27 protein-coding genes and 3 pseudogenes are annotated in these 25,335 nt (G+C 73.9%); 17 read left to right on the top strand and 13 right to left on the bottom strand.

All coding sequences use genetic code 11. The annotated features are described in order from the left end of the window. The first annotated feature begins 36 nt into the window (after window positions 1-36). From BOQ63_RS07620 to BOQ63_RS07605, 4 genes are all read left to right on the top strand, one after another. Window positions 37-558, top strand: a complete 522-nt coding sequence (locus tag BOQ63_RS07620; protein ID WP_063756691.1) for a hemerythrin domain-containing protein — start codon at window positions 37-39, stop codon at window positions 556-558. A gap of 395 nt (window positions 559-953) precedes the next feature. Next, complete coding sequence (gene fusA, locus BOQ63_RS07615) at window positions 954-3,092, top strand: elongation factor G (RefSeq protein ID WP_072653909.1); 2,139 nt, start codon at window positions 954-956, stop codon at window positions 3,090-3,092. Window positions 3,093-3,331: 239 nt separating this feature from the next. Next, a complete protein-coding gene (locus BOQ63_RS07610; protein ID WP_072653908.1) occupies window positions 3,332-3,673 on the top strand; it encodes a LysR family transcriptional regulator in 342 nt (113 codons plus the stop codon). Next, complete coding sequence (locus BOQ63_RS07605; protein WP_150475720.1) at window positions 3,670-4,434, top strand: D-Ala-D-Ala carboxypeptidase family metallohydrolase; 765 nt, start codon at window positions 3,670-3,672, stop codon at window positions 4,432-4,434. Before BOQ63_RS07610 ends, BOQ63_RS07605 begins: the two co-directional genes overlap by 4 nt. 96 nt (window positions 4,435-4,530) lie before the next feature. Here BOQ63_RS07605 and BOQ63_RS07600 read toward each other — a convergent pair whose 3' ends face one another. The 4 genes from BOQ63_RS07600 to BOQ63_RS07585 form a co-directional block, all read right to left on the bottom strand. Continuing rightward, window positions 4,531-5,352 (bottom strand): anti-sigma factor family protein, encoded by an 822-nt coding sequence (locus BOQ63_RS07600; RefSeq protein ID WP_223885865.1) that lies wholly within the window; start codon window positions 5,350-5,352, stop codon window positions 4,531-4,533. Further along, window positions 5,349-5,909, bottom strand: a complete 561-nt coding sequence (locus BOQ63_RS07595; RefSeq protein ID WP_030290526.1) for a sigma-70 family RNA polymerase sigma factor — start codon at window positions 5,907-5,909, stop codon at window positions 5,349-5,351. The genes BOQ63_RS07600 and BOQ63_RS07595 overlap by 4 nt, the downstream gene beginning before the upstream one ends. Before the next feature lie 57 nt (window positions 5,910-5,966). Further along, window positions 5,967-6,977, bottom strand: a complete 1,011-nt coding sequence (locus BOQ63_RS07590; protein ID WP_072656174.1) for a DUF1996 domain-containing protein — start codon at window positions 6,975-6,977, stop codon at window positions 5,967-5,969. Between the two features lie 72 nt (window positions 6,978-7,049). Next, window positions 7,050-7,676: a hypothetical protein gene (locus tag BOQ63_RS07585; RefSeq protein WP_050366325.1), complete on the bottom strand. Its 627-nt coding sequence runs from the start codon at window positions 7,674-7,676 to the stop codon at window positions 7,050-7,052. On the opposite strand from BOQ63_RS07585, the gene BOQ63_RS07580 reads away from it, so the two are divergent. From BOQ63_RS07580 to BOQ63_RS07570, 3 genes and pseudogenes are all read left to right on the top strand, one after another. Continuing rightward, window positions 7,675-7,965, top strand: coding sequence for a fasciclin domain-containing protein (locus tag BOQ63_RS07580; RefSeq protein WP_191093526.1), 291 nt, complete (start codon window positions 7,675-7,677; stop codon window positions 7,963-7,965). The genes BOQ63_RS07585 and BOQ63_RS07580 overlap by 2 nt on opposite strands. A gap of 150 nt (window positions 7,966-8,115) precedes the next feature. Next, window positions 8,116-8,286, top strand: a pseudogene (locus BOQ63_RS07575) (transposase); the annotation flags it as partial. 43 nt (window positions 8,287-8,329) lie between these two features. Then, window positions 8,330-8,507, top strand: a pseudogene (locus tag BOQ63_RS07570) (IS701 family transposase); the annotation flags it as partial. A gap of 114 nt (window positions 8,508-8,621) precedes the next feature. Here the strand turns inward: BOQ63_RS07570 and BOQ63_RS07565 are convergent. Next, window positions 8,622-9,212, bottom strand: a complete 591-nt coding sequence (locus BOQ63_RS07565) for a class I SAM-dependent methyltransferase (RefSeq protein WP_223885864.1) — start codon at window positions 9,210-9,212, stop codon at window positions 8,622-8,624. 424 nt (window positions 9,213-9,636) lie between these two features. On the opposite strand from BOQ63_RS07565, the gene BOQ63_RS07560 reads away from it, so the two are divergent. The 3 genes and pseudogenes from BOQ63_RS07560 (at window position 9,637) to ypfJ (ending at window position 11,381) form a co-directional block, all read left to right on the top strand. Further along, window positions 9,637-9,846 (top strand): helix-turn-helix domain-containing protein, encoded by a 210-nt coding sequence (locus tag BOQ63_RS07560; RefSeq protein ID WP_050366324.1) that lies wholly within the window; start codon window positions 9,637-9,639, stop codon window positions 9,844-9,846. A 60-nt stretch (window positions 9,847-9,906) separates the two neighbouring features. Further along, a pseudogene (locus BOQ63_RS07555) lies at window positions 9,907-10,301 on the top strand (MmyB family transcriptional regulator). A gap of 183 nt (window positions 10,302-10,484) precedes the next feature. Continuing rightward, window positions 10,485-11,381, top strand: a complete 897-nt coding sequence (gene ypfJ / locus BOQ63_RS07550; protein ID WP_030290531.1) for a KPN_02809 family neutral zinc metallopeptidase — start codon at window positions 10,485-10,487, stop codon at window positions 11,379-11,381. Window positions 11,382-11,486: 105 nt separating this feature from the next. Here the strand turns inward: ypfJ and BOQ63_RS07545 are convergent, their stop codons facing one another. Then, entirely contained in the window at window positions 11,487-12,782 is a 1,296-nt protein-coding gene (locus tag BOQ63_RS07545) for an esterase/lipase family protein (protein WP_050366323.1), read from the bottom strand. 739 nt (window positions 12,783-13,521) lie between these two features. On the opposite strand from BOQ63_RS07545, the gene BOQ63_RS07540 reads away from it, so the two are divergent. Then, window positions 13,522-14,088 carry a dihydrofolate reductase family protein gene (locus BOQ63_RS07540; protein ID WP_030290533.1) on the top strand — a complete coding sequence of 189 codons (567 nt, stop codon included), beginning with the start codon at window positions 13,522-13,524 and terminating at the stop codon, window positions 14,086-14,088. Between the two features lie 40 nt (window positions 14,089-14,128). Here BOQ63_RS07540 and BOQ63_RS07535 read toward each other — a convergent pair whose 3' ends face one another. Continuing rightward, a complete protein-coding gene (locus tag BOQ63_RS07535; protein ID WP_072653905.1) occupies window positions 14,129-15,100 on the bottom strand; it encodes an SDR family NAD(P)-dependent oxidoreductase in 972 nt (323 codons plus the stop codon). 80 nt (window positions 15,101-15,180) lie between these two features. On the opposite strand from BOQ63_RS07535, the gene BOQ63_RS07530 reads away from it, so the two are divergent. Beyond that, entirely contained in the window at window positions 15,181-15,753 is a 573-nt protein-coding gene (locus BOQ63_RS07530; protein WP_030552856.1) for a TetR family transcriptional regulator, read from the top strand. Window positions 15,754-16,295: 542 nt separating this feature from the next. Here BOQ63_RS07530 and BOQ63_RS07525 read toward each other — a convergent pair. The 4 genes from BOQ63_RS07525 to BOQ63_RS07510 all read right to left on the bottom strand — a co-directional run bounded on the left by BOQ63_RS07525 (window position 16,296) and on the right by BOQ63_RS07510 (window position 19,784). After that, on the bottom strand, window positions 16,296-17,081 hold the full coding sequence (locus tag BOQ63_RS07525; RefSeq protein WP_435820435.1) for an NAD-dependent epimerase/dehydratase family protein: 786 nt from the start codon (window positions 17,079-17,081) through the stop codon (window positions 16,296-16,298). 624 nt (window positions 17,082-17,705) lie between these two features. Next, complete coding sequence (locus BOQ63_RS07520) at window positions 17,706-18,251, bottom strand: EF-hand domain-containing protein (protein WP_223885863.1); 546 nt, start codon at window positions 18,249-18,251, stop codon at window positions 17,706-17,708. A 37-nt stretch (window positions 18,252-18,288) separates the two neighbouring features. Beyond that, window positions 18,289-18,888, bottom strand: a complete 600-nt coding sequence (locus tag BOQ63_RS07515) for a hypothetical protein (protein WP_072653904.1) — start codon at window positions 18,886-18,888, stop codon at window positions 18,289-18,291. Window positions 18,889-19,043: 155 nt separating this feature from the next. Then, window positions 19,044-19,784 carry a terpene synthase family protein gene (locus tag BOQ63_RS07510; protein ID WP_223885862.1) on the bottom strand — a complete coding sequence of 247 codons (741 nt, stop codon included), beginning with the start codon at window positions 19,782-19,784 and terminating at the stop codon, window positions 19,044-19,046. A gap of 197 nt (window positions 19,785-19,981) precedes the next feature. Between BOQ63_RS07510 and BOQ63_RS07505 the strand changes: the two genes are divergently transcribed. The 3 genes from BOQ63_RS07505 to BOQ63_RS07495 all read left to right on the top strand — a co-directional run bounded on the left by BOQ63_RS07505 (window position 19,982) and on the right by BOQ63_RS07495 (window position 21,586). Continuing rightward, window positions 19,982-20,263 carry a hypothetical protein gene (locus BOQ63_RS07505; protein ID WP_050366321.1) on the top strand — a complete coding sequence of 94 codons (282 nt, stop codon included), beginning with the start codon at window positions 19,982-19,984 and terminating at the stop codon, window positions 20,261-20,263. 87 nt (window positions 20,264-20,350) lie between these two features. Further along, on the top strand, window positions 20,351-21,079 hold the full coding sequence (locus BOQ63_RS07500) for a dienelactone hydrolase family protein (protein ID WP_072653902.1): 729 nt from the start codon (window positions 20,351-20,353) through the stop codon (window positions 21,077-21,079). Between the two features lie 96 nt (window positions 21,080-21,175). Next, window positions 21,176-21,586, top strand: a complete 411-nt coding sequence (locus tag BOQ63_RS07495; RefSeq protein WP_030290542.1) for a PPOX class F420-dependent oxidoreductase — start codon at window positions 21,176-21,178, stop codon at window positions 21,584-21,586. 31 nt (window positions 21,587-21,617) lie between these two features. Here BOQ63_RS07495 and BOQ63_RS07490 read toward each other — a convergent pair whose 3' ends face one another. Both BOQ63_RS07490 and sigJ read right to left on the bottom strand, forming a co-directional pair. After that, window positions 21,618-22,301: a hypothetical protein gene (locus BOQ63_RS07490; protein ID WP_072653901.1), complete on the bottom strand. Its 684-nt coding sequence runs from the start codon at window positions 22,299-22,301 to the stop codon at window positions 21,618-21,620. 458 nt (window positions 22,302-22,759) lie between these two features. Further along, the gene (gene sigJ, locus BOQ63_RS07485; RefSeq protein ID WP_072653900.1) at window positions 22,760-23,722 is read right to left on the bottom strand and encodes an RNA polymerase sigma factor SigJ; all 963 of its coding nucleotides are present in this window, start codon (window positions 23,720-23,722) and stop codon (window positions 22,760-22,762) included. A gap of 196 nt (window positions 23,723-23,918) precedes the next feature. On the opposite strand from sigJ, the gene BOQ63_RS07480 reads away from it, so the two are divergent. Beyond that, window positions 23,919-24,305, top strand: coding sequence for a DoxX family protein (locus BOQ63_RS07480; protein WP_030291254.1), 387 nt, complete (start codon window positions 23,919-23,921; stop codon window positions 24,303-24,305). Window positions 24,306-24,408: 103 nt separating this feature from the next. Continuing rightward, entirely contained in the window at window positions 24,409-25,083 is a 675-nt protein-coding gene (locus tag BOQ63_RS07475) for a hypothetical protein (RefSeq protein ID WP_072653899.1), read from the top strand. Window positions 25,084-25,335: the final 252 nt, after the last annotated feature.

The raw sequence follows: 25,335 nt of genomic DNA, 5'->3' as shown, positions 1-25,335 counted from the left end.
GCATGGAGGTGCACGACCGAAGGGACACGCCCGCACGTGGCCTCCCCCCGCACCGGCCGTACGGCCGCCCTCAGCCTCCAGCTCTCCCAGGCGCACAACGAACTGCGCCGCCGCCTGACAGGTGTCCGTTCCGCCCTGGGCCGCCACCAGGGCGCAGGCGGCGACTCCCTGACCGCCCACTGTCTCGCCTTCTGCACAGCTCTGACGACCCATCATCAAGGCGAGGACGACGGCTTGTTCGCGGCCCTGCTGCGCGAGCGCCCCGACCTCGCACCCACCGTCGCCAAACTCGTCGAGGACCACGGCCTCATCGCGGCCCTCCTCACCCGCGTCCGTGACCTCGCCGAACAGGCCGTAGGGGAGGACGGGGCGGCCCTGGAGGCGATCGGACGCGAACTCGACGGACTGGCCGCCATCATGGAATCCCACTTCGGCTACGAGGAACGCGCCATCGGCGCCGCCCTGGACACCGCCCTGGACGTCTCGGGGCGCGACGAGGACGGCTGGATCCAGCCGGTGCTTCGCCTGCGCACGCCGCAAGGCCCGCAGGAGCCGTAAATCCCGTGGCCCCGCCGGGCCCGACCCCCCTACACTCGCCACGCGGCCGCACCCCGAGGTGCGGACGCCCAACGACCGTACCGGCACGCGAGAGCACACAGAGAGGGGGCGCAGCGGCCATGCCGAAGCACAGCGCCGCCGCCCCCTCTCCCGCGTCGCGGTACGAGGTGATCCTGGTGTCCCCGCCCCTCCGGTGCCCGCTGCGCGGCCGGCACCGGAGCAGCGCCGCCACCGCCTGACCGTCCGCCTCCCCGCGTTCCTTCGCGTTCCCTCGTGCGGCACGGTCCCTTCTCGACGGGATATCTGACGATCAGTCAGTCCAAGATGTGCCCGGCGGCACTGTGTCAATCGCGCGCCCACCCCGCAAGTACCGCCCTTCGAAAGGCAACCGGGCCATGCGCACCGACACCACCACCACCCGCACCACCACCGCCGCCGGCACCACTGCCGGTATCGCCGCCGTCCGCAACCTCGGCATCCTCGCCCACGTCGACGCCGGCAAGACCACCGTCACCGAACGGATCCTCTACCTCACCGGTGCCACGCACAAGCGCGGCGAAGTCCACACCGGTACCACCGTCACCGACTTCGACCCCCAGGAACGCGACCGCGGCATCACCATCTTCGCCGCCGCCGTCAGCTGCGCCTGGGCCGGGCACCGGATCAACCTCATCGACACCCCCGGCCACGTCGACTTCGCCGACGAGGTCGAACGCTGCCTGCGCGTCCTGGACGGCGCCGTCGCCGTGTTCGACGCCGTCGCCGGCGTCGAGCCGCAGAGCGAGTCGGTGTGGCGCCAGGCCGAACGCCACGGTGTGCCCCGCATCGCCTTCGTCAACAAGCTCGACCGCCCCGGAGCCGACCTGGATGCCGCCGTCGCCTCCATTCGCGAACGCCTGCACCCCCGCCCGCTCGCCGTCCACCTGCCCATCGGCGCCGAGGACGCCTTCACCGGCGTCGTCGACCTCGTCCACCATCGCGCCCTGATCTGGGACGACGAGGGCACCCTCGCCGAGGGCCCCGTCCCCGCAGACCTCGCCGACCACACCGCCGCCCGCCGCCAGGCCCTGGAAGAGGCGGTGGCCGAACTCGACCCCCGGGCCCTGGAGGAGTACTGCACCCACGGATCCCTCAGCCCTGCCACCCTCGCCGCCGCCCTGCGCGACCTCACCCGCAGCGGCGAGGCCGTGGTCGTTCTCGGCGGCTCCGCCTACCGCAACCGCGGCATCGAACCCCTCCTGGACGCCGCCGTCGCCTACCTGCCCTCACCCCTGGACACCCCGCCCGCACCGTCCGCGTCGCCCGCACCGTCCGCGCCGCCCGCACCGTCCGCGCCGCCCGCAGGCCGGGACGGGCAGTGCGGCGCCGACCCTCAACAGCCCCTGACCGCCCTGGCGTTCAAGGTGAGCGCCGCACCCACCGGGCGTCTCACCTACCTGCGTCTGTACTCCGGCACCCTGCGCAAGGGCGACACCGTCCTGGACGCGGCCACCGGCCGTCCGGAGCGCATCGCCCGCATCCTGCGCGTGATGGCCGGGCGCCACACCGAGATCGACCACGCCCTGGCCGGCGACATCGTCGCCGTCATCGGCCCCAAGACCGTCCGCGTCGGCGCCACCCTGTGCGACCCCGACCACCCCGTCCTCCTGGAGGCACCCGTGAGCGCCGAACCCGTCGTCACCGTCGCCGTCGAAGCCCGCCGCGCCGCCGACACCGACAAGCTCACCGCCGCCCTCGCCCGCCTCACCGAGGAGGACCCCTCCCTGCGCCTGGCCACCGACCCCGACACCGGCCAGCGCACCCTGTCCGGACTGGGCGAACTGCACCTGGAGGTCGCCGTGGAGAAGATACGCCGTGAAGCCGGCGTCGAAGCCGTCGTGGGAGCACCCCAGGTCGCCCTGCGCGAAGCCCTCGTCGAAGGCGTGAGCAACTTCACCTACCGGCACGCCAAACAGGACGGTGGCGCAGGCCAGTTCGCCCACCTCGTCCTCGACCTGGTGCCCGCCGTCGACGGCTTCACCTTCACCTCCGCCGTCACCGGCGCACAGGTGCCGCGCGAATACGTGCAGGCCGTCGAGGCCGGCTGCCGCGACGCCCTCACCGAGGGCCCGCTCGGCGGCCACCCCGTCACCGGCCTCACCGTCACCCTGACCGACGGCGCCACCCACCCCAAGGACTCCTCCGAACTCGCCTTCCGCACCGCCGCCCGCCTGGGCCTGCGGGAAGCACTGCGGGTATCCCGGCTGCACCTGCTGGAACCGCTCGCGCAGGTGACCGTCACCGTGCCCGAGGACGCCTTCGGAGCCGTCCTCGGGGACCTCGCCGCCCGCCGCGCCACCGTCCAGACCACCACCACCGGCCACACCGGCCACGGCGGAAACGGTGGCCACGGCGGCACGGCCCAGGTCGAAGCACTGGTGCCGCTGGCCGAACTCTTCGGCTACGCGAGTCGCCTGCGCAGCCGCACCCAGGGCCGCGGCACCTTCACCACCCGCCCAGCCGGCTACGCTCCGGCGCCGACACCGGTCGGCTGACCCGCGGGCCCGGCCCTGCCCCTTTCACCGGGGCAGAGCCGGGGGCCCGGCCGCTCGGCACATTCGCTGGCCAGGCCCCTCCCTGCACCGCGGGAGCCGGGGCCAGGGCCACGCACAGGCCCCACGACCAGCGAGTATGCCGTCAGGCTCCGCACCTAGCCGGAACCCGGACCGGGCGTGCGCCTCGGCGGATCCGGTGTAAGGAACAGACCACCGCGAGAAACGTCACGCCCGGGCACGTGGCGAACCACTGTGACGGGCCCGAAGCCACCCGCCCGGGTGCCGGCATCGGCGTCCTCCCCGCCTTCCTGACCGGGCGGGCCGGGCTGCGCCGCCTGCTGGCTGACGAGGTCGACATCCGCCTGCCGATCACCCTGGCCGTCCGGCGCGAGGCCGTCACCCACCCCGCCGTGCGCGCCGTCCGTGACACCCTGCACCGCGAAGTCGCCGAGCGCCGCGCCGAACTCCTCCCGGGGGCGGCGGGCCGCACTCCGGCGGGCCGAACGGGCACCGTGGAGCCGGCACCGCTGATCATGCACCGTACCCGACCCGTTCGAACTCCTCGAAGGATCAGGACATGAACAGATCTTCCCTCGACCGCCGTTCAATCCTGCGCTACGGCACCGGAGTCGTGGCCGCGGCCGGGCTCGCCGCGGTCGCCGAGGTCGGCCTGGCCGGGCCCGCGGCGGCCTACGGGTGGTCCGGCCCGCTCGGCCAGGGCTCCTCCGGTGCCGCCGTCGCCGAGCTGCAGATCCGCGTCGCGGGCTGGGCCGCCGACTCAGCCTCGCAGACCTACGTGGCCGTGGACGGCTCCTTCGGGCCCGGCACCGCCGCCGCCGTGCGCCGGTTCCAGGCCGCGTACGGGCTGAGCGCCGACGGCGTCGCCGGACCGCAGACCTTCGGCGTGCTCAACTCGCTGGAGAAGTCGGACGGTTCCACGGCCCACTTCGACTGGTCGGAGTTCACCAGCCACGACGGCTCGGGCTTCGGCGGCGGCAACGTCGGCTCCGGCGAGGTGCAGGAGGACGTGCGCCGCACCATGTACAAGCTGGAGGCGCTGCGGAAGAAGGCGGGTGACCGCGCGATCACCGTCAACTCCGGCTTCCGCAGCACCTCGTACAACGCCCAGGTCGGCGGGGCGTCGAACTCCATGCACACCTACGGGGTCGCCGCCGACATCGCCGTCTCGGGCCTGTCGACGCTCTCCGTCTACCGGATCGCCGAGACCTGCGGCTTCTCCGGCCTGGAGACCTACACCGTCTCGTGGCAGCACGTGGACAGCCGGGTCGAGCACGGCAACTACGGCTCGGGCTTCTGGTGGTGGCAGGACGGCGTCGCGTAACGGCGCCCGGCCCGGCCGGGGAGGTGGCGGGGCGCCGGGGGTGGCGCCGGGGCCTGCCCCGCCCGCCGGACCTCGGGTCCGGCGGGCGGCGGGGCCCTACACCGGGACCGTCACGAAGGTCTGCCCGGACTCGTTGACGACCGACACGGAGACCACGTCGTCCGGCGAGACGATCGCCGAACCGTCCAGCGTGGTCCCGGACTTGGCGCCGACAGCGGAGACCAGCCAGCTGCCCGCGTCCGCCGTCGCCCCGCCCCTGGCGTTGACCACCAGGTGGCAGCGCTGGCCGGCCGGGATTCCGGTGACCGCAGCGTTCACCCGCACCCAGCCCATGGCCGGGGTCATCGTCAGCGTCATGCGGGCACCGGTGGCCGGATCCGTCACGGAGCCGGTCCTGGTCCCGGCCGGCGGCGGGGTGACGGTCGCGGTCGGCGCTGCGGTCGGGGCTGGGCCGGCGGCCACCGGCGGTGCGGTGACCGTACCGCGGCCCACCGCGATCCCGAGGACCAGCGCCGCCGCCGCCGCGACGGCCGCGACCATGCCGATCCGGGTCCGGCGCCGGACCAGCGACGCTCCGCGTTCCGCCCGTGCCTGCCGCAGGGTGCGCTGCAGCAGCAGGTCACCGCCCGTGGGCGGGCCGTCCACCAGCAGCTCGGGCGGCACCTCGCCCAGGACGGTCTCCAGCTCCCGCAACTCGGCCACCTCCTGTCGGCAAGCGGGGCAGTCGGCCAGGTGCCGTTCGACCGCCGCCGACTCGTCCGGATCCAGCACACCCAGCACGTGGGCGCCGACGAGTTCGGCGATCCGCTCGGGCGGCACCGGGCCCGTACCCTCGGCGCCCGTGCCGTCCGCGCCCGTACCGTTCGTGTTCACGTCTTCCGTGCCCATGCCGCCCGCACCCGCGTCGTCCCTGGTCACACCGACACCTCCTGCCACGTCCCCGTCCTGTCGGTGTACGAGCGCCGGAGCGCCCGGAGCGCGTAGTGCGCGCGGGACTTGACCGTCCCGGCGGGTATGCCGAGTTGCTCCGCGGCCTCGGTGACCGACAGCCGCTGGAAGTAGATCGAGCGCAGCACGTCACGGTGTTCGGGCGAGAGGCGGTCCAGCGCCTGCGACATCACCAGCGTCTCCACCACGCCCTCGGCGTGGTCGCGTTCGACCGGCACGGTGGCCGTCGCCTCGGAGACCTCCGCCACCTCGGCCGGTCGTGCGGCCCGGGCCCGGAACCGGTCGGTGATCAGGTTGCGCTCCACGGTCAGCAGCCAGCCGCGCACCGATCCCCGGGCCTCGGTCAGCGCCTCGGGATTGCGCCAGGCCCGGATCAGCGTCTCCTGCACGGCGTCCTCGGCCGCCGCGCGGTCACCGGTGAGCCGGACGGCGTAGGCGAGCAGTGCCCCGCCGTGCTGCTCGTAGAGCGTTCGGATCAGTGCCTCGTCGGCGGCGTCCTGCGGCCCGCCCGGTCGTGTCCTCGCCATCCGCCATTCCTCCGTCGTCGGGTACCACGTCCAGCACGTGCGCGGCGGCCGTCCGGTTCAACCGGATTCCCGACAGGTGCGGTTCTCGTTCAGGCAGGCCACCACGGAGGCCATCTGCCGGTCGGTCATCAGGCCGATGTACACGGCGTGGTCGGTGAGCGGGCTGTGCCGCTGCTCGGGGAAGGCGTCCAGGGCGAAGGCCCGGGGCGGGGGAGGGCGGTAGCCGACGGTCACCCGCAGGTGCGGGATCGCGAAGGTGCCGTGCGGGCAGAGGCCGCCGGCGGACGGGAACCGCACGTGGGAGCGGTGGCCCGGGCTGTCCGTGCCGCGCCCGTCCCAGCAGCTGGGGAAGTCCAGGGTGCGGGTGAGCAGGCTGCCGGCGGGGCAGAGCGGGTAGCGGTCGGTGGTCGTGCGGTCGGCGAATCCCGTACAGCCCCAGCGGGCGCCGGCCTCGACGCCGCTGTCGGTGGCGGCGGTCGGGTCGCCTTCCAGGAGCCGGAGGAAGCGCGGCATCGGCACGACCTTCGACCACGGATTGCCGAGATACTCGATGGAGACCCGCTCGGGAGCGAGGATCTCGCCGGGGGCGTCGTGCGGGTCGTCGGAGGCCGCCACGGCGGTGCTCGGCGCCGGGGCAACGCGGTCGGTACGGCGCAGCACCGGCCAGTAGAACGTCGAGCGGTCGCCGTCGGTGCAGGTGGTCGGGGCCGCGGCGAGGCTGTCGTCGGTGGAGTCCGCGTCCGTGGAGAGGTTGCCGACGTAGTCGTGCACGTGGTGGGCGCCGCCCACCGTCCCGGGGGAGACCACCACGTTGTCCGCGTTGCGGTGGCCCTCCTGGTTGCGTCCGCAGTTCTGCGCGTACGAGCCGCCGGAGGCGTCCGGGCCGACGGCCGACGGCGCGGGCGCGGTGGCCGCCACCGCGGTGATGTCGACGAACGCGGACGCCTGTTCCGGCCCGCCTGGCCGGAACCGGAGCGCCAACAGCGACAGCCCCAGGACGAGGCAGAGCAGGACGCCGACCGGGAGGGCGACGCCCCCCGACCAGTGGTGATCGCGGTTCCGGTGCACCGCGACAGTCTGGGCGACGGGTCCCCGCACGGGCAAGGCGGCGCCGGCCGCCTCGCCGCCGTGCACAGCAGGTCAGTAACCTCCGGAGTAGCCGCCGCTCTGCGCGACGGTCGGCGACGCGGCCTGCCCGGCGGTGCCCGGCGCCTTCTTCCCCTCGGGCGTGCTCGCGAACCACGTGCCGCCGACACCCTGCCCGTTGGTCTGCCCCGCCGCGGTGTCCCCGGCGAAGCGGTAGAGCGGCCAGCCGTTGAGGGTCACCTGCTTCGTGCCGTCCGGCCGGGCCACACTGCCGACCAGGGCGGAGTCCACTCCGGTGACCTGGACCGCGTCCTGGGCGGTGAGCGGCGGCCACTTCGCGGCGCAGGCGTCGACGCAGGTGCTCGCGGACGGCTTGGCGGTGTCCTTGTCGAAGCGGTACAGGGTCCGGCCGGCGGCGTCGGTGACGACCGGCCCGAGCGTGGCCGACTTCACGGCCACGAGCCGGACCCCGCCGGTGCCGCCGGTGGCCGGGGCTGACGACGTGGCGGCCGCGGCCGGAGGGACGGCGGCGGACGTGGCCGCGCTCCCGCCGGAACCGTCGGCCGTGTCCGGCCCGCAGGCGCCGGCGGCGAGCGCGAGCACGGCGACGCCGGTGGCGGCGAGCATCCGGCGCGCGGTGAACCGGGGCGCGGCGAACATGGGCGTGGCGAACTTCGGCATGGCGAACTCCCCCTGGATCGTGGGTGTTTGGCGATCCGGGCGGTGTTCGCCCGGGCACCTTCCACACGAGTCCCGCCGGGGAACGGTTCAACGTCGGCGCGAAGTTTTTTCCCGCATCCGTCCGGGCCGGATCGCGGCCTGTCGTTTCCTGGGGGACCGGACCCGCACCACGCCCGACTTCACCGTCGACACCAACGCGAAGGTGCTGTGCGGCAACGTGCAGACCGCCAACGCCACCGTCCACATCGTCGACACCGTCCTGACGCCCGCCCCTGACCCGCACCCGTAACGGCCCCGCCGACGGCCCGTCCCCCGGGGCCGTCGGCGGCCCCTCCAGGCGCCGAGTGTCCGCGCCGGATCACACCTCCACCGGCCGAAACACTTCCGCCGAATTTATGACCGTTGACGTACGACCACACCACTTCACGGGACACGACCCGTGGGTACGCATCTCCTCGGCATTGACCACCAGCGCCTGCAGCAGTTCATCACCATCTCGACCTGGGCCCTGGAGGAGGTCCGCGCCCGCATCGGGGACCTGGTTGTGCAGGCGCTCACGTCGCAGGCCTGGGTGATCGACGACACCGCGTTCCCGAGGATGGCGGCGCCCCGCACGGCCACCCGGCGGCACGGTTCACGCGACCGTCTGACCGGCGAAGATCCGGTGGCGGATCGAGCACGACTACCGCGAGCTGAAGACCGCCCTGGGCCTGAACCACTTCGAAGGCCGCTCCTGCACGGGCCGGCATGGCCACGTCGCCCTCGTCACCGCCGCCCGTCTCTTCAATGGCCCTGGCCCGGAGCCGCCCCGAAGTGTCTGCTCGGGCATGACCCTCTATCAGGCTGTCGGAGCCCGCCAACACCTCCTGGTCGCCTGGAACGACACATGCCCAACGTGCCACCAGCCAACACCCAGGCCAAGAGCAGCCCCGACCCAACAAAGCACTACTCGGCGGCGCGGAGGATGAGATGGCCGCGGCGAAAGCGTTCGCCGTCGCCGGGGCAGCGCAGCATGCGGGCGGTCTCGGTGAAGCCGGCCTCGGCGGCGAGCGCGGCGAGGGTGCCGAGGGGCCAGCGGTAGGCGGTGGTCACCTTGTGGTCGAAGGGGGTGACCGGGGCGCCCTCGGACTCGAAGAAGCCCAGCAGGGCGTAGCCACCCGGGGCCAGGACGCGGCGGAACTCGGCGAGGTAGGAGGGAAGTTGCTCGGGCGGGGTGTGGATGAGCGAGTACCAGGACACCACGCCGCCCAGCGCGCCGTCGGCCGTCTCCAGGGCGGCCATCGAGCCGACCTCGAAGCGAACGCCCGGGTACGTCCGGCGGGCGATGGCGATTAGGGCGGGCGACAGGTCGATGCCGAAGGCGTCCAGGCCCTCCTTCCGCAGGGCGGCGGTCAGGTAGCCGGGGCCGCAGCCCAGGTCGGCCACCAGGGCGGGACCTGCGGCGCGCACGAGGTCGGCGAAGGCGGTGACGAAGGAGCGGTCCAGCGGCAGGTGGGCCAGGCCGTCCTTGACGTGGTCGGCGTAGCGAACGGCCACGGCGTCGTAGGCCTCCGCGGTGGCGCTCAGATGCGCGGACGCGGACGACGCGGCCGACGAGGCAGGGGACGACGAGGACGGGGACGACGGGTGTGACGGGGTATCGGACACGGTGGACGACCCTAGACCACGGCCACCGGCCGGGGAGCGGCGGTCCCTGGCTACCGCGCCCCGGGTGGAGCCATGCCGGGAAACATGATCGACCGTTAGGTCATCGCCGACTTCCTCAGCCGCTCCCGCTCCCGCGCCCGCCTGACGCCCGCCGACGCCGCCTCTACTTCCTCGGCGCCGTGATCACCGTCGCCCGTGCCGGCGCGTACGCCCACATCCCCTTCCCCCTGATCTACCTGGCCCCGGCCGCCGCCTCCCTCGCCCTGGGACTCCCCGGAACCGGCGCCGCACCCCCGGGCTGCGCCGGGAGGAGGTGGCGCAGCTGGCCGGGCCGTCGGTGGACTACCACGCGCGGCTGGAGCAGCGGCGCGGCCCGCAGCCCTCGCCGCAGCTGCTGGCTGCGCCGGCCCGGGCTCTGCGGCTGAGCGAGAACGAGCTGGACCATCTGTACCACCTGGCCGGGCACGAGCCGCCGCGTCGGCACGGCCCGCTCACCCGCGCTGCGCCCCGGGGCTGCTGCTGATCCTGTACCGCCCGCCTGCACGATGCGCCCGCCCAGGTGGTCTCCGACCTGTGGGATGTGATGGCGCAGAACGCGATGGCCGCCGCCGTGTTCGGGGACCTCGCCGCGCAGCCGCCCGGGGGCGCAACCTGCTGCTGCGCTGGTTCACCGATCCGGCGAGCCGTGCGCTGTTCCCACCCGAGGACCACGAGGTGTTGGCCCGCGCCCATGTGGCGAGCCTGCGCGCCGCCCACGCGGCTCGCCCCGGGGGCCGGCGCGCCGCCGAGCTGCTGGCCGAACTCCGCGTCACGGAAGAGGAGTTCGCCGCCTGCTGGCAGCGCCACGAGGTGGCGGTGCGCGCAGCGGCCGCAAGCGGGTGCTGCGACCGGTGGTGGGGGAGCTGCAGTTGGAGTGCGAGGTGCTGGCCGCGGGCGCGTAGGGCGCATCCGGCAGGCCCGCGGGGCTGCCCGCTGTGACGCTGCGGCTGCGGCGTGTCAGGGCCCACTGCCCGTAGGCTGGGAGGGCCGCAGGCGGCACGAAACGCCACCAAAGCGACGAAGCGACACACAGGCAAAATCGACACTTCGACACTTCGACACATTCGACAGACCGACAGACCGGCACTCCGACGGAACAACAGGAAACGGGCAGGCAGGGGCATGCAGTTCGACGACCAGGGAGACCTGGACACCTCGCAGGTGGACGACCGGCGTGGCATCCCGGGCGGGAAGGTCGCCATCGGGGGCGGGGCGGTGGGCCTGCTCGCGGTGCTGCTGGCGGTCGTCCTGGGAGTCGACCCCCAGTTGATGGGCCTGTCCTCCGGCGGCGCGGGCACGTCCTCCGGGGCGCGTACCGACGGCCAGGTGCAACAGTCCTGCAAGAAGGGCGCGGATGCCAACGTGCGCCAGGACTGCCGGATCACGGCCGTCACCAACAGCCTCCAGGAGTTCTGGGGCACCGAGCTGCCGCGCCGCACCAAGACGGCCTACAAGCCCGCCCAGACGGTGCTGTTCACCGACCGGGTCTCCACCGCCTGCGGCCCGGCGACCTCGGCGGTGGGCCCGTTCTACTGCCCCGGCGACCAGAAGGCCTACTTCGACCTCGGCTTCTTCGACGAGTTGTCCACCCGCTTCGGCGCCAAGGGCGGCCCGTTCGCCGAGTCCTACGTCGTCGCCCACGAGTACGGCCACCACCTGCAGACCCTGCTGGGCACGATGCAGAAGGTCGGTAGCGACCGGCAGGGCGCCAACAGCGCCTCGGTGCGCCTGGAGCTGCAGGCCGACTGCTACGCAGGGGTGTGGGCCCACCACGCCACCACCACCGCGCAGGCCTCCACCGGTCGTCCCCTGATCGCCGCCCTGACCGACCAGGACATCGCCCAGGGCCTGGACGCGGCCGCGGCCGTCGGCGACGACCGGATCCAGAAGCAGGCCACCGGCAGGATCAACCCCGAGGCCTGGACCCACGGCTCCTCCGACCAGCGCAAGGCCTGGTTCACCACCGGCTACCGCAGCGGCGACCTCGCCCAGTGCGACACCTTCTCCGGGAAGATCTGAACCCCGGTCCGCCGGACCGAACCCTTGCGCGCCCGGGCCGCTGTGAACGTGGTGCCGGGAGTGGGACGTCGGACCGGCCGACGTCCCACTCCCGGCGCCGAAGGCTCAGGACAGGCGCTGGAGGATCCACTCGACGAGGACGCCGGAGACGTGGCTGTGCTCGGTGTTGTCGGTGTCGAAGGCGACCTCGTGCAGGTGGAAGCGGTCGGGGGACTGGGAGCGGAGGTTCAGGTGGGGGTCGACGTCCCAGGCGATGGGGTCGTACGTGACGGCGGAGGCGCTGACCGCGGGGACGAAGGCGCCGCTGCGGTACTCCTCGCTGATCTTCGCCTTGATCGCGTCCGCGACCTTGCCGAAGGAGTCCAGGGTGCCGCCGGGCACCCCGTCCAGGGCGGGGACCTCGCTGGTGGTGGAGCGGCGCAGCTCCAGGCCGGCGTGCATGCCGCCGATGCGCTGCTCGGTGCCCCGGTCGGGCTGGAAGCGGGCGGTGGCGCTGGCGACCAGGGCCTGCCAGTCGAAGGCGACCTCGCCGGGCGGTAGCGGGCGGCCGGTGCCGTCGCCGCGGCCGTTGGCGACGCCCAGCAGGCGCGGGCGACGCGGGAAGTTGCCGAGGTCGGCGAGCTCGCGCACGAACTCGGTGCGCAGCCGGCTGGCGGTGGCGACCTCGCCGGAGTACTTGGCGTCCGGCACCCATGCCCACAGCAGCTGCTGGGCGGCGGGGCTGCGGATCAGGTCGGCCTGGCCGGGCCGGCCGGGCTCGGCGGGGGTGAGCTTTTCGAAGAAGTACGCCATCTGCTGGAGGATCAGCGGGATCCAGGCGCCGTTGTGGGGGGAGTCCCAGGACAGGTAGGTGCCGGTCTCGTGGTCGACGCCCTCGTTCTCCAGTTTGGCGAGCGCGTAGCGGGTGACGATGCCGCCCATGCTCACTCCGCCGACGGTCAGCGGCTCGGTGCCGGTGCGTTCGGCACAGGCCTGCTGGATCGCGGCGGTCGCGGCCCGGGCGTTGTGCTGGATGCGGGCGTGGCGCTCGTCGAAGCCGATCAGGACGATGTCGTGGCCGCGGGCGAGGAGCTGGTCGAAGAAGCCCGGCCGGTCTTCCTCGTAGGGGGTGTTGAAGTGGGCGAAGAGGGCGGGCAGGTCGCTCTTGCCGTAGTTGAAGCCGTCGGCGAACAGGAACGGCCTCTCCAGGCGGGTGCGGCCGTTGCCGTAGTAGACGGCCGCCTCGCCGCCGGGCAGCGGCCAGGTCGTGTCGGGCACCCGGCCGCCGGGGGCGCCGATCTCGGTGGTGAACAGGACGTTCCGGGAGAGGCCCGCCGCCAGCTCGGCGACTTCCTCGGGGGTGAGGTCCGCGCCCTTGGCGCTGAGGGTGGTGGAGACGTCGATACGGGGTGCCGCAGTCATGGCTTACCGCCTCGGTCGGTGGGTCGGTTCGTGATGGACCGTAGTCGAACGATCGCTCGCCGTGCGGGGCCGACACACGTACTGGCCGAAAGTGGTCGTCGGGGCGGGTGCGGGAAGTCGGCGGGTGGACTCTGCCGGCGAGGGATGTGGTCCAGGTCGGGCTCAGGTCGCTGTCACTGTCGCTGTCGCGATGCCGTGGTGGGTGCGGAGTGCGTGGATGCGGGTGGGGCGGCGATCTGTCGTGGTGGTGGTGTCGTGGGCGCCGGTCGGCGGATGTTGACGGCCGTGCCGATGTGCCCGGGGACAACCCTGACGGGCGGTCGCGCCCCGTGAGGACACCGGTCTGCCGCATCCGCCTGGTCGACGCCCGGGCCGGTGCCACCTGCCGCCTGGACGAGGGCCGGGTCCGTGGAAGCCCGGTGGCGGTGGTGACTTCGACGTGTCCTCCCGACAGCGCGGCGGCCTGTTCGGCGCCCGTTTCGTTGCCGTCGGCGAACTCGCGCGCCCCATGGCGCCGGTCCCGGGGGCACCCGCGTCACCGGGACCCTCACCGGCCGCGCCCTGCCGGTCCTTCTCCACGGCCGGCAACCCCGGCTGGGCGGACCCTGCCGACACCTGCGTGCCCTGGGTGTCCTCGGCCGCCTTGCGGCCCTGTCACCCGTGGCCGGTGCCGAGCCCGTGGTATTTCCTCACCAGGGCGCGGTCGGGAGCCGGGCACCGGTGCACGGAAGGCTGGGCCATGCGGAAACTGATCTACGGCATGAACCTGACCCTGGACGGCTACATCGCCGCGCCCGGCGACGACATCGGCTGGAGCGGTCCGCCGAGCCGCGAGCTGTTCCAGTGGTGGCTGGAGCAGGAGAAGGCGAGCGGCCTGTCGCTGTACGGGCGCAAGCTGTGGGAGACGATGAGCTCCTACTGGCCGACCGGCGACCGGCAGCCCGGCGCCACCGCGGCGGAGATCGAGTTCGCGCGGAACTGGCGGGACACGCCGAAGGTGGTGTTCTCCTCGACGATCGACGAGGTCGGCTGGAACGCCCGCCTGGTCACCGGTGACGCGATCGCAGAGATCACCCGGCTCAAGGCCGGGGACGGCGCCCCGATGAACATCGGCGGCGCCACGCTCGCCGGGGCGGCCATGCGCGCCGGGCTGATCGACGAGTACGTGATCGCCGTCCATCCGGTCCTGGTGGGCGCCGGCACGCCGTTCTTCACCGCGCTGGACAGCCGGGTGGACCTGGACCTGCTGCAGACGCGGACATTCCCCGGCGGCGTGGTCCTGAGCAGGTACGGGACGAGGCGCTGAGCGGCCCGCCCCGGGCGCTGGGGTGGCGTGGCGCCGGAGGTCAGATTCCGAGCAGGGCGGTCGAGACCGTCCACAGGCGCTCGGCGATCGCGGGGTCGAGTGCCCATTCCTTGACGCCGTGTGGGTGCTGCGCGAGGTCGGCGTCGTTCGGCACGGTGTAGGCCTCCTGCGAGTCGTCGAGGTAGTGGCCTCCGGAGTGGGCGAACTGCGGGGCCACGGCCGCGACCATCGTGGTGGCGGCGCCCTGCTGGACGCTCTTGTACGTGAACACTCCGGCGGCCTCGGCCTCGTCGAGTGACTGCCTCTGCCGGGCGGTGAAGTTGCGCTGCAGGCCCGTCGCGACGCCGCCGGGGTTCACCGCGTTGGCGACGATGCCCTCGCCCGCCCACCGGCGGGTCGCCTCGACGGCGAACAGGCAGTTCGCCGTCTTCGACCGGGCGTAGGCGATCTGCGGGTCGTAGCCGCGCCGCTCGAAGTGGAGGTCGTCGAAGTCGACGCCGGAACGCATGTGCGCCGTCGAGCTGACCGAGACGATCCGTGCCCCGTCGCGCTCGCGCGCTCCCAGGGCCAGGGCCCGGTGCAGGCCGACGGCCAGTGCGAGGTGGCCCAGGTGGTTCGTCGCGAACTGCAACTCCCAGCCCTCACGGGTGCGTTCGAGGCCGCCGGTGACCACACCCGCGTTGTTGACCAGCAGGTGGAGCGGGCCGCTCCACGCGTCGACGAACGCGGCGACGGCGGCCCGGTCGGCGAGGTCCAGCCGCATGACACGGGGGCGGCCCCCCGCGGTCGAGTTCTCGATGGACGCGGCGACGGCGTCGCCCGCGGCCGTGTTGCGCACGGCGAGCGTCACCTGCGCCCCGGCCGCGGCCAACGCGCGAGCCGTCTCCACGCCGATCCCGGAAGAGGCCCCCGTCAAGACCGCGCGCACGCCTGTGAGGTCGACACCCCGCACCACCTCCTGCGCCGTGCTGGAGGCGGTGAAGGACGTGGACAGGGGTGCGCGAGCCGTCATGCCGGCAAAGCTATACACACTCGACAGAACTTGTACAGTGGGACTTGTGTGGCTGGATCCCCCGCTCCTATGCTCGCCCCATGAGCAGCCCCGAAGCCGGCCCCCCGGCGTCGCCGACCACCGAGACCGACCGCCGCACCGCGGTCCTGGACTCCGCTCTGGCCACCTTCGCCCGATTCGGCTACCGCAGGACCTCGATGGAGGAAGTGGCGCGGGCTGCGCACATCTCCCGCCCGGGGCTCTACTTCCTCTTCTCCTCGAAGCAGGCCCTGTTCCGCGCTGCGGCGGCCCAGGCGCTGGAGCGCGACATCGCAGCGGTCGAACACGTCCTGGCCGATGCCGGCCGTCCGCTTGCCGAGCGCCTCGTCGAAGCCTTCGACCAATGGGCGGGCCGCTACGTCGGCCCGCTGGCGCGCGATGTCGCCGTGCTCATCGAGGACAACCCCGACCTCCTCGGCGAGCTCGCCCTGACCGCCCCACGACGTTTCGAGGAACTGATCACCGATGCGATCGCGGTGGAGTCGGGACAGGCGACGGCCACGTCCCGGGCGCAGACGATGATCAGCGCATCGATCGGCCTCAAGCACCAGGCCGCGACGCGCGAGTTCTACCTCGAACGCCTGAAGGCCGCCGTCCACCTCCTGATGCCCTGAAGAAGGGACCTCCCAGGACCGGGCACGGCGGCCGAACACCGTCGCTCGCCCGGGCGGCCGCGAGCGCAGGACTGGTCGGCTCACCGTGATCACGAACGGCGCGCTGGAGCCCGTCGCGTCGTGCGGGCCGCACACCGCGCCCCGGCCGCCGCTCAGCCGGGTGCCGGGCGCGATCCCGTTACCGCCCGCCGCCGGGACCAGCGCCGCGGCGCCCCCGCCGGGCTCCAGACCCGCGGGGACGGTGCAGGTGACGCTGTGCCCGCCCATGCCGGGCCCGCGGTTCGCGGGGGACAACGGCTGGGCGGTGTAGTTCCCACGGGGCATCCCGATCGTCATCGTGATCGGATCGGCCGTGGCGTCGGGGCCCTCGTTGACGACGACGCCGCGCACGGCGCTCCTCGCGCCGGCCGCCGCGGGAGCCGGGTCGAGCGCCACGACCCGCAGGCGGGAGCCGGACGGCGCCGCGGCCGGGAAGGCGGTGGCGGTCGTGAACGGGCCGAGCCCGAGGTGCCGGCCCCGCCGGCCCCGCCGACCCCGTCGGCTCAGCGGGTGAAGCGGCCGCCCAGGTAGCGGTACTCCGGGTCGTCGGCGGGCAGTTCGCCCAGCTCGGCGAGCAGCTCCTGCGCGTAGACCTCGGCGTCGTCCTGCGGCTGGTAGCCCAGTGCCCGGGCCGACGAAAGGTCCCACCAGGCGCGGGAGTTGGCGGAGATGCCGTACACCACGGCATGGCCCGCCACCGGGCCGGCGAGCGCCGCGTGCACGAGGCGGGCGCAGTCGCCCGGGCTCAGCCAGGTGCCCAGCGCCCGGATGCCACGCGGCCGCTCGGCGAAGGAGCCGATCCGCAGCGACACCGTGTCGATGCCGTGCCGGTCGGCGTACAGCGAGGCCAGGTTCTCACCGAAGCACTTGGACAGCCCGTAGAAGGTGTCGGGCCGCTGCGGGGTGTCCACCGGCACGACGGCACCGCCGGCGGGACGCTCGGTGAAGCCCACCGCGTGGTTGCTGCTGGCGTAGACGATCCGGCGCACCCCCGCCGCCCGGGCCGCGTCGAAGAGCCGGTAGGTGCCGTCGATGTTGGCGGCCAGGATGTCGGCGAACGGCGCCTCACCCGCAATCCCCGCCAGGTGCACCACGGCGTCGACGCCCCCCATCGCCGCCGCCAGCGCCCCGGCATCCTGAAGGCCGGCGGTCACCGCCTGCGGCTCGCCGGGCACCGGCAGCCGGTCGAAGCAGCGCAGCCGGTACCCGTACGCGGGCAGCAACTCCCGCAGGCAGGTGCCGATCCGTCCGGCCGCGCCGGTGAGCAGGACGAGTTCGGGCTGGTTCACCATCTGCTGTGACCCCCTGGTCTTCCCCGCAGGCCCGAAACGAACCGGCGACCGGATCCGATGACCCGCGACTGTACCCGACGGCCCGCCGACCGGGGCCGACTCGCACCGGGGCACCGGCAGCCCAGCGGCGTGGTGACGGCGCGGGGCAGGGTTCCACCGCCACCGTCTCGTTCTCACGGGGAACGCGAAAAGTAGTAGGGGGGTGCGCCCGCTGCACGACGGGCTCGTTGACGTACAACGGGCGGCTTCCACGACTGGGTGCTCCGGTACTGCCCGTTGGCCGTGTACGTGTACGCGAAGGGACTTCGCCGCATCCTCGGCCCGGAAGCGGACCAGCCAGGCCCGCACGATCTGTGGGAGCGGGAGGTGGGCGGAGGGCGCGGCGCCGGCGGACGGGGCGATCAGCAGCAGGCACAAGGCCCCCGCCTCGCGGCGGCGCCCGCCCGCGGTAGCGGCGCGCGGTCCCACCCGAACGGCCCGATCCTCCGGGCGGCCACCCCGCCCGGGGGCGGTGGCACGGTGACGCACGGACGGCAGGCGCTTGCGGGCGGCGCCGTCACCACCTGGTAGCAGGGTGACGGCCCGCACGCGCGGCTGGTCCGGCAGGGGAACCGGCACAGATCAGTACAGGGCCTCGCCCATGGGCGAGCCGTCGCCCGTGACGAACGCGCGGATCGAGGCCAGGTACTCGACGCGGCCGACGCGCCCGTCGTCGTCGCCGTCCAGGGCGTCGAACGCCGCGTCGGCGTTGCCGGCCCGGTTGCCCAGGGCCTGGCGCAGCGCCGTGAACTGCGAACGGTCCAGCGCGCCGTCCTGATCGGCGTCGGCGAGGTCGAACAGGGCCCCCAGGGCGTAGCGGCACACGTTGTCGAACTTGTCGGCGTCCACCCAGGCCGCGTACTCCTCGTAGGTCATCACGCCGTCGCCGTTGGCGTCCATCGCCGCCCAGGCCCGCTCTCCCGCGGTGAGGGCGGCGACCACCAGGGGGTCGTCGTGGCTGCGCCCGGTGGCCTGGCGTGCCCGCTCGATGCGCACGAAGTAGTCGTGGCGGGAGGCGACGCCGTCGCCGTCGGTGTCGAGCATCGCGTAGATACGGGCCTTCGGGGCGGTGGCGGTGGTGGCGGTGTCGGCCGGGGCCGGCTGCGGTGCGGTGCGCGGCTGTGGCATCTCGGGTCTTCCTTAACGGGGGAGGGGTTCGTGCCGGTCAGTGGGTCAGGCGCAGCACGAGGGTGGAGTCCAGCGTCGTCTCGCCGGCCGGGGTGCCGCAGCCGGCGCCGGAGCTGGTGCCCACCGCGCTGAGGGCGTCGCCCGCGAAGCGCGCGCTGTCGGCGGTGACGGCGCCGGAGACGACCAGCGAGGCGGTGCCGTTGACCTTCACCACGTCCGTCCTCGTGAACCGGAGGGTGGAGGTGCTCAGGTCGGCCCAGTGGACGGTGGTCGTGGAGGTGTCGCCGTGTTCGTCGCCGGTGCACTCGGCGGCCGGCATGGTGACCGTGCGCTCGAACGTGCCGCTGGCCAGGGGCGCGCCGAAGGCGTCCACGCACGAGAGGGTGCCGGTCATGGCCAGGGTGTCGGGCAGGGGCAGGTCGATACCGCCGGCGCCGACGGCGTTGGCGAACACGCCGTGGGCGTTCAGCACGCACGTGGCGTCGGTGACCGGCGCGGCGGAGCTGACGGGCGCGGTGGAGCTGACGGGCGCGGCCAGGCCCGCTCGGGCCGGAGCCCAGGCGCCGGTCAGCAGCGGGACGACGGCCAGCAGCGAGGTCGCGGCGGCCAGCGAGCCACCACGGACGGAGATCTTCATATCGTGTGCTCCAAGGAAGGGCCGGTTGTGCGCGGGCCCCGCGGCCGCGCCGGTGCGCCCATGATCGAGCGCGGCGCCCCCGGCGGTCTGACGACCCGCCAGAAGCGGCGGGAAAGAGCCGTCGGCGTCGAGGCCGCTCCCGCAACGCCCCGGCATCAGCAGAAGGCGTAGCCCGCGGACGTGCCCAGGCCCCGGGGCTTCCCGACGGCCGCGGCCCCGCAAGGGCCGAAGCGGCCGGTCACTTCGTGCCACAGGTAGGAGCCCGCGAGCGCCTCCTGCAGCGACCGGGTGAACCCGGCCGCCCCGGGCGGCACGGCGGCCGGGGCGTGGGCGAGGGTGTCGACCCGGGCGGTGAGCAGGCCGTCGATCAGGGCGGTGGCCTCGCGCCGGCTCACGCCGAGGGCCCGGCGGGCGACCTCCACGCCGTTGTTGCCGGTGGTGCCCCCCTCGACCTCCCGGTCGTAGGACACGATGTCGTTGTGCAGGCTGACGGCGTCCACGAACGCGTCGACGGCGGTGCGGAACTCCCTGCTGCGCAGCACGTCCGGGTGCAGCTCGCCCACGGCGTGCTCCATGAGGACGGTGGTGAACTGCAGGGCTCGCGGTGGCCGGCGCGAGGGGCAGGAGCAGGGACGCGGGGGCGGCTGTGGCCGTCGCCGCGCGCCGGGAAGGAACGGTGGCTTTCCGTGGAGGCTCCGCGCATTCGTTTGTGCAACGCTCAACGATCGACGGGGAGCCGGGAAACGAGCCGCCGTCTGCCCTGGCGCGCGAGAGCGCGGGAAGTCGGCCCGGCCGACTTCCCGCGCCGCCGCGGGCCCGCCCGGGAGGACTACTCCATGGGGGTCCTGCGGCCGAGCGGCTTGTAGAGCGCGGCGAGCCGCGGATGCGTGAAGCACTGGTGGGCCGTGCCATCGAACGTATCCGTGCCAGCGGCCGGGCGGCCACCGGGTTCCCCGTCCTGGCGGCGGCGCTCAACTCATCTTCTGCCGTCGCCAGTTCGAGGGATTGCGGTATCCGCCCCGGCGCCGACACGATCCTGCGCACAGGCACGGCCGCGTCCGTGGCGGTGCCGCGCCGAAGAGGGAGGGAAGCCATGCGCCGTCAGATCATCGGTGCCTTCATGCTGGCCGCCGCCGGGACGTTCGCGCTCGCCGCACCCGCCGGGGCGGCGAGCGGACTGCTGGTGGTCAACGGCGTCCCCCGCCACAACCCCCCGCGCGGCTGCTACCCGGCCTCCTCGCCGGTCACCATCCACAACCACACGAACACCATGGTCCTGGTGCACGCCGCCGCGAACTGCCAGGGCCCGGTGACCGCGGAGGTGGAACCCGGCCAGTCCGCCAGGACCTTCGGGGCCAGCTACTTCGTCTTCTGATCCGGCGGGTGTTCCCGAACCCGCGCCGCTCTGCCGACGGCGAAGACCGCCCCCCGCCGCTCCCGCCCGCCACTACGGTCCGAAGCCATGGAAACCGTCACCACCCGTACGGTCGAGTACCCCGTCGACGGCCTCACCATGGTCGGGCACCTCGCCCTGCCCGCCGGCACCGGCCGCCGGCCCGCCGTCCTGATCGGGCCCGAGGGCACCGGCCTGAACGACTTCCAGCGCCGCCGGGCCGACGCCCTCGCCGAACTCGGCTACGTCGCACTGGCCTTCGACCTCCACGGCGGGCGCTGGTTCACCGACCCCCAGGAGATGCTGGAGCGCTGCCTGCCGCTGATCGCCGATCCCGAGCGGCTGCGCGGCATCGGCCACGCCGCACTCGAGGTCCTGCGCGCCCAGCCGCGCACCGATCCCGGGCGTATCGCCGCCATCGGCTACGGCACCGGCGGCGCCGTCGTCCTCGAACTCGGCCGCGCCGCGGCGGACCTGAAGGCGATCGGCACGGTCAACGCCCTGACCACCGGCCGTCCCGGCGAGGCGGCGAACATTCGCTGCCCGGTGTGGGCGGGCGTCGGGTCCGAGGACCCGATCATGTCCGCCGCCCAGCGGGACGCCTTCACCGCCGAACTGCAGGACGCCGGCGTCGACTGGCGCCTGACCGTCTACGGGGGCGCCCGGCACGCCTTCCACCACCCGCCCGTCGACCAGAGCGTCGTGCCCGGTGTCGCCCACCACCCGCGGCACGCCCGGCGCGCCTGGCACGACGTCCTCGCCCTGCTCGCCGAATGCCTGCCCGTGGCCGCAGGGTGACGGCCGGTTGCGGTTGCCGGCCCCGGAGCGGGCGAGGGCCGCCATGGCGACAGCGGGCTTGACCTCAAGGCCACTTGAGCTCGTAGCGTCGGGTGCGTGATCTTCACCGACAAAGAACGCCGGTACCTCGCCGCGCAGCTGCTGGCCCGGCTGGCCACCACCGGTCCCGACGGCGCTCCGCAGGTCCGCCCGGTGGGTTTCCGGCTCAACGACGACGGCACCATCGACATCGGCGGGCCCGCGATGGCCCGCAGCCAGAAGTACCGCAACGCCCAGGCCCGTCCCGGCGTCTGCGTGCTGGTGGACGACATGGCCCCCGCCGACGACCCGGTCGCGCCCGGGTGGGGGCGCGGCGTGGAGATCAGGGGGCGGGCCGAGGTGCTGAGCGTCGATGTGCCGCCGGTGGCGCCCGGGCGCTTCAGCAACGACATCATCCGCGTCCACCCCCGGCGGGTCATCACCTGGAACCTGGAGGCCCTGGGCAGCGCCTCCCGTACCGTCGGGTGACGTGGGGGCGGCGCCGGGGGGGGGGGGGGGCTCAGGCGCGGGTGCAGGTGTGGGTGGTCCTGCTGCTGCCGGCGGTGTGGACGACGGTCAGCGTGGTGCCGTCGTAGGTGACCGCGAGGTTCTCGCTCCTGCTGTCGGAGGAGCCGGGCGGCTGCCAGGGCAGGGTGAGTTGGAGGCCGGCGCCCACCGTCGCGGGGACGTCGAGGGCCTCGGGGGCGCGCTCGTGGGTCAGCTTCTCGGGGCCGTCGGCCAGGGTCAGCGACAGGTGGCCGCCGCGCAGCAGGAAGGAACCGCGCCAGGTGGCCGCCTTGCCGCTCGCACCGTCCCAGGTGATCGTCCAGCCGCCGTTGCCGCCGCCGTCGGTCTGGACGTCGACCTTGCCGGCCATGGGCTCGCCGCGCGAGTTGGTGGAGCGCAGGTTCCAGCTGCCGCGCACGAAGGCGTCGAAGGCGCGGTCGGCGACGGTGGGCTTCGCCGCCCCGGTGGGGGCGCCCGTGGCGGCCGTGGTGGCCGCGCTGGTGGCCGTGGTGGTGGCGGTGGCGGTCGGGGGAGCGGCCTGGCCGCCGTCGGCGCCGCCCGCGCTGCCCGCGCTCTTCGTGGCGGTGCTGCTGGAGCAGGCGGCGACCAGGGCGGACCCGGCGCCGATCGCCAGGTAGCGCAGGGCGTTGCGGCGCCCTATGACGCTTGCGGCGGCGTGGAGATGACGGACGCTCATGCTGGACTCTCCGTTCGGCATGCGGTTGATCAAGACGGGGAGTCTAGGGGAGTACGCCCTGTGCCTGCTCTGGGGGTTGCGGGCCGCGGGGCTGGTCCGGGGCTGGGAAGCCGGTGATGTGTGTGGTGCGGGTCGGGTTCGGCGGTGCCGTCTGGCGGGGGGTTGGCGGGGTTGTCGGGAGGTTGGCGAGGGGCGGGGCGAGGGTGTCGGCGGTGGTGGCGAGGAGGGCGCGGGGGGCGGGGCGGACGTATGAGGGGGTTTTTGTGACGGCGGGGGACGCGTCACCGGCGGTAAGGGTGGGTGGGCCGGGCGCCGCGTCTTCGTGGCTCGTGGTGGTGCCGTCCCCGGTTCGAGCGGGGGCGGCATCACCTGGCCTGGTGTCGGTGACGGCCTGTCCCTGTCCGGGGCCGTCCCCGGGCCGCGGGGCCGGCCGGTTCACCGGTTCGGGATGCGTGCGCCTATCGCTGCCGCCGCTTTCGGGGTGTGCGTAGGCCGAGGTCGGAGACCTCGCCCAGGTGGGCGAGTTTGTCCGGGTTGGCTACGGCGTGGATCTCGCGCACGGTGCCGTCCTGGGTGATGTCGAGCGCGAGTACGTTGAGTACCCGGCCCTGGGCGTCGTAGGCGACCATGCCCGGGTGGCCGTTGACGCGGGCGGGCACCAGGCGGGCGCCGAGTTCGGTGGTGCGGCGTACGGCGCTGACGATGAGCTTGGCGACCGGCAGGGGGGTGGTGACGCGGCGGCCGATCGCGCGGGCCTTGCCGCCGCCGTCGCCGTGCAGGACGACGTCGGGGGCGAGCATGCCGAGCAGTTCCTGCGGGTCGCCGCCGGCGGCCACTTCGAAGAAGCGGCGGGCCAGTTCGTCGCCCTGCGCGCGTCGGGCCGGGGGTGGTGGCGGGGTGTCGCCGGTGGTCGCCGCGAGGTGTTTCCTGGCGCGGGTGAGGATCTGACGGCAGTTCGCCTCGGACTTGCCGGTCAGCTGCGCGAGCTGGGGGTAGCCGTAGCCGAAGGCCTCGCGTAGCAGGAACACCGCGCGTTCCACGGGGGAGAGGGCCTCCAGCATCACCAGGAACGCCATGGACAGCGAGTCGGCGAGCTCGGCGTGTTCGGCGGGGGTGTCGCCGGGGCGCTCGGCGAAGGCGACGACCGGTTCGGGTAGCCACTCGCCGACGTAGGTCTCGCGCCGCACCCGCGCCGAGCCGAGGTGGTTGATGCCCAGGCGGGTGACCGAAGTGGTCAGGTAGGCCTTCAGGTTGGTGACGGTGGTGCCCGCCTGCTCGGCGCGGGCCAGGTTGAGGAAGGTGTCCTGGACGAGGTCCTCGGCGTCGCCGACCGAACCCGTCATGCCGTAGGCGATGGAGAACAGCAGCGGCCGGTACCCGGCTGCCTGCGCCACGTCCGCCGATCCCGCCGATCCCGCCATGGAGCCCCGTCCCTTCCGGCGCCGCCCCAGCGGGTGGCGCGCGTCACACCGGCCCGCCTGTCACAGGCAGGCGGGCTGCCCTGTCTCAGAGGGCAGCAGCAGACAAGGTACCGAGGAGGACGCGGGGCGGGCGTGCCCGGCCCTCGTCCTTCGGACCCCGCCCGCGCAAACCCCCTTGCCCGTAAGGAGAAACGCCGTGGACCTCGCACTGTGGATCGTCACCGCCCTACTGGCCGCCGCCTACCTGCTCGGCGGCGCCTTCAAGGTGCTGGTGCCCAAGGAGCGGATCGCCGCCGCCGGCCGCAGCGGGCGCTGGGTCGAGGACTTCGGTGCCGGCGGGGTGAAGGCGATCGGCGCCCTCGAGGTGCTGGCCGCCGCCGGTCTCGTCCTGCCCGCCGTACTCGGCATCGCGCGGGTCCTCGTGCCGCTGGCCGCGCTCGGCCTGGTGCTGCTGATGGGCGGCGCCGCGGCGGTGCGCGTGCGGCGCCGGGAGTACGCACTGGTGGCGGTCGACGCGCTCTACGTGCTGCTGGCCGCCTTCGTGCTGTGGGGGCGCCTGGGCCCGCAGTCCTACCTGCACTGACACCGGCCACCCGGCCCCCGACGCCTCTTCGGTACAAGGCTGTTGCACTCCCGGCCCGCCCCGGTGGGCATCATGCGGGGGGACGTGGAGGCGGGGAGGCGTGATGGGGCGGACGGCACGGCGCGCGGGCGGCACGGCGGCGGCGGTGGTGGTGGTGCTGGCGCTGGGGGCGGCGGCCTGCACGGGGCAGGGCGGCGGTGCGGACGCGACGGTCACCGGGAGCCGGCCGCGGCCGGTGTCGACGGTGAACGGGGCGGTGCTGTCCGAGCCCGCCCCGCCCTCGGCGCAGTGGATCGTGGACGAGCTGTCCGAACCCGGTGCGTACCAGAGCAGTTGTCCGGTCCCCACCCGCACCGACATGATCGTGCTCGACAGCGACGACCGCCACCGCACCCGCGCGGCCGTGGTCTGGCTGGGGGACGGCCTGCAGGTGTGCCTGGCCGGGATCAGCCACGGCGCGGACGGCGGCGGGTCGACCGTCTCCTCCGGACCGCTCGGCGACCTCACCCGCGGGCACTGGTCGGCCTGGATGGGGCGGTCCTTCTTCGCCGTCTTCCCCGGCGACGCGGGGACGGTGGTGATGGAGGACGACGACGACCACCTCTACGGGCCGGTGCACCAGCGGGTGGCGGACTTCGGCGCCGGCCGCAGGGCCACCTTCGTCCAGTACGCCTTTCCCGGCCCGCTCGCGCCGTCCGGCTCGCCGTCCGGTTCGCCCCGGGCCCGGCTGTGCCCCTCCGCGGGCGGCGGCTGCCGCCCGGCCCAAGGGGGCCGCTAGGGCCTGTTTTCAACTCGCGTCTGCGGGGCGGCGTTGGGGCACGCACCTCGCCGCGTTGTCGTCGCTCGCCCGATGGCCCCCAGCCTTCGGGCGGGAGGTGCCCCCACCGCAGTGGCTCCCTCCTCCGCCTTGCGATGCGCGCACCCCAACGCCGCCCCGCCCGCCCTGCGGGCGGACGACGGGAGTTTGAAGACAGGCCCTGGCGCTGTGGGTGGTGGTGGCGCTGGGGGTGGGTGGTGGGGGTTGTTTGGG

Origin of the sequence: Streptomyces viridifaciens, assembly GCF_001888885.2 — a bacterium.
Lineage (GTDB): Bacteria > Actinomycetota > Actinomycetes > Streptomycetales > Streptomycetaceae > Kitasatospora > Kitasatospora aureofaciens.
Note: the sequence above shows the minus strand (reverse complement) of the source record. Positions and strands in the feature narration are given on the sequence as shown.

Excerpts from the sequence above, each read along its gene's own strand:
- BOQ63_RS07515 (WP_072653904.1), bottom strand. The coding sequence starts at position 18,888 with ATGAAGATCTCCGTCCGTGGTGGCTCGCTGGCCGCCGCGACCTCGCTG.
- BOQ63_RS07535 (WP_072653905.1), bottom strand. The coding sequence starts at position 15,100 with ATGACGGCTCGCGCACCCCTGTCCACGTCCTTCACCGCCTCCAGCACG.
- BOQ63_RS07605 (WP_150475720.1), top strand. The coding sequence starts at position 3,670 with ATGAACAGATCTTCCCTCGACCGCCGTTCAATCCTGCGCTACGGCACC.
- BOQ63_RS07545 (WP_050366323.1), bottom strand. The coding sequence starts at position 12,782 with ATGACTGCGGCACCCCGTATCGACGTCTCCACCACCCTCAGCGCCAAG.
- sigJ (WP_072653900.1), bottom strand. The coding sequence starts at position 23,722 with ATGGCGGGATCGGCGGGATCGGCGGACGTGGCGCAGGCAGCCGGGTAC.
- BOQ63_RS07475 (WP_072653899.1), top strand. The coding sequence starts at position 24,409 with ATGGGGCGGACGGCACGGCGCGCGGGCGGCACGGCGGCGGCGGTGGTG.
- BOQ63_RS07540 (WP_030290533.1), top strand. The coding sequence starts at position 13,522 with ATGCGGAAACTGATCTACGGCATGAACCTGACCCTGGACGGCTACATC.
- fusA (WP_072653909.1), top strand. The coding sequence starts at position 954 with ATGCGCACCGACACCACCACCACCCGCACCACCACCGCCGCCGGCACC.
- BOQ63_RS07585 (WP_050366325.1), bottom strand. The coding sequence starts at position 7,676 with ATGCCGAAGTTCGCCACGCCCATGTTCGCCGCGCCCCGGTTCACCGCG.
- ypfJ (WP_030290531.1), top strand. The coding sequence starts at position 10,485 with ATGCAGTTCGACGACCAGGGAGACCTGGACACCTCGCAGGTGGACGAC.
- BOQ63_RS07500 (WP_072653902.1), top strand. The coding sequence starts at position 20,351 with ATGGAAACCGTCACCACCCGTACGGTCGAGTACCCCGTCGACGGCCTC.
- BOQ63_RS07520 (WP_223885863.1), bottom strand. The coding sequence starts at position 18,251 with ATGCCACAGCCGCGCACCGCACCGCAGCCGGCCCCGGCCGACACCGCC.
- BOQ63_RS07580 (WP_191093526.1), top strand. The coding sequence starts at position 7,675 with ATGGCGAACTCCCCCTGGATCGTGGGTGTTTGGCGATCCGGGCGGTGT.
- BOQ63_RS07490 (WP_072653901.1), bottom strand. The coding sequence starts at position 22,301 with ATGAGCGTCCGTCATCTCCACGCCGCCGCAAGCGTCATAGGGCGCCGC.
- BOQ63_RS07505 (WP_050366321.1), top strand. The coding sequence starts at position 19,982 with ATGCGCCGTCAGATCATCGGTGCCTTCATGCTGGCCGCCGCCGGGACG.
- BOQ63_RS07595 (WP_030290526.1), bottom strand. The coding sequence starts at position 5,909 with ATGGCGAGGACACGACCGGGCGGGCCGCAGGACGCCGCCGACGAGGCA.
- BOQ63_RS07530 (WP_030552856.1), top strand. The coding sequence starts at position 15,181 with ATGAGCAGCCCCGAAGCCGGCCCCCCGGCGTCGCCGACCACCGAGACC.